This window comes from Paraburkholderia sp. Ac-20347 (assembly GCF_017104805.1).
GTDB classification, from domain to species: domain Bacteria; phylum Pseudomonadota; class Gammaproteobacteria; order Burkholderiales; family Burkholderiaceae; genus Paraburkholderia; species Paraburkholderia tropica.
This window is the reverse complement of sequence record NZ_JAAGPN010000565.1, coordinates 1-1,575: the sequence shown is the minus strand read 5'-3', so window position 1 is coordinate 1,575 and position 1,575 is coordinate 1. Positions and strand designations below refer to the sequence as shown.

The following is a 1,575-nucleotide window of genomic DNA, read 5'->3' as shown; positions in this document are numbered from 1 at the left end:
TGCATATCGTCTATGCGAACGCCTCGCCCGCGCGCGACGCGCTGTTCTGGGAAACCGCCGCCGCCGCGCTCGAAGGTCCGGCCACGGTGCTCTCCACGCGCGACGGCGCGAGCATCGCGGCCATGCTGCGCGAGCGCGGCATCGACATCGACCGGCCCGGTTCGACGCATCACTGGGCCAACGTCTGCTCGCTCGCGCCGCTCGAAGGCCGCGACGGCGCGCAGGTGCTGATCGAGGCGCTCGACGCGCTCGCCAACCAGTGCGCCGCGCCCGCGAGCCAGTTCTATCTCGAAGGCGCCGAAGCGTTCTTCGACTGGCACGACGCCGCGGCGCTCGCGCGCCAAGGCGCGCAACTCGCGAGCTGGTGCGCGCAGCATCGTTACGGCGTGCTGCTGCTGGCCGAACCGCCCGGTCTCGGCGACGACAACGCGCATCCCGAACTGGCCGCCTTCCAGGCGCGCTTCGCGGGCGCGGCGCAACTGCTGCAGACCCAGGGCCAGTTCCATTGGGAAGTGGCGTTCTGGCGCTCCGAAGACGCCGTGCTCGGCAGCCAGTCGCTGCCGCTGCGTTTTTCGGCGCTCGATCATCGTTTGACCGTGGACGGCGGCACCTTCGCGCAAACGGCGACCGAAGTCGGCCTGCTCGCGCCCGACGAAGGCCGCGTGATCGTCTCGCGCGACGCCGTGATCAACGAACGCGTGCTGCCGCCCGCCTGGCAGGTCGTCGACGACAACGAAGCGGCGCTCGGCGCCTCGCGCACCGCCGTCGCCGCAACGGTGATCCTCGACTTCGGCACGAGCCGCCAGCTCGAATCGCTCGCGGAACAGGTCCACACGCTGCGGCTGCAATGCGGCAACGCGCTCAAGATCATCGTGCGCGAGGAAGCGGTGGCGATGCGCTACGAGTCGCTCATGCTCAATCTGGGCGCGAACCGCGTGATTCCGCGTCACACCACGCTCTCGCAGGTGGAAGCGATCGTCGACAGTCTGCAGGGGCAGGTGTATTCGCGTCCGGTGCCCGCCGACTATCGCCAGGCGCTCGCGGGCGTGATGCACGGCGAGGAAAGCGGCTACGTGGGCGCGGCGCATTTCGTCGAGCTGGTGCGCGCGGCCGTCGAACGCAGCCGCGTGATCCAGTTGCCGAGCGTGCTGATCCGTCTCGCGCTGATGCCCGAAGTCGCGCACGTCGACGCGCTCAAGGCGTGTCAGTTGCGCCGCGCGGGCGACATCGCGACGGCCGCCGGCGACAGCCTGTACGTGTTCTTCTTCGCCTGCCGCCTCGGCGACGCCGACGCGGTGCTGCAGCGCGTGTTCAGGAATCCGCTCGCGGAGCTGTTCCAGGGCGAGCAGCGCTGCGGCGATCCGAATTCGATCGGCGCGCTGCTCGAAACGCTCGAGGACGAAATCGACGCGCAGACGCCGCCCGATTATTCCGGCTGGCTCGCGATTCACGCGCCGCAAACGCCGCGCGGAGCCGCGCCTGCGCCGAGCGCTGCGGCGGCGTCGGCCGGGACTGTCGCGAACGATTTGAAAACCGCAGCGCCCGCCGCCTCGCCCGCTCCCGCGCCTCAGGCCG

The 1,575-nt window shown here is 70.3% G+C and carries 1 protein-coding gene; it reads left to right on the top strand.

Features of this window, described 5'->3' with window-relative positions; genetic code table 11:
- Positions 1–1,575: cellulose biosynthesis protein BcsE (gene bcsE, locus G3N97_RS38685; protein WP_205997983.1), on the top strand; the 1,575-nt coding region annotated here is incomplete at both ends.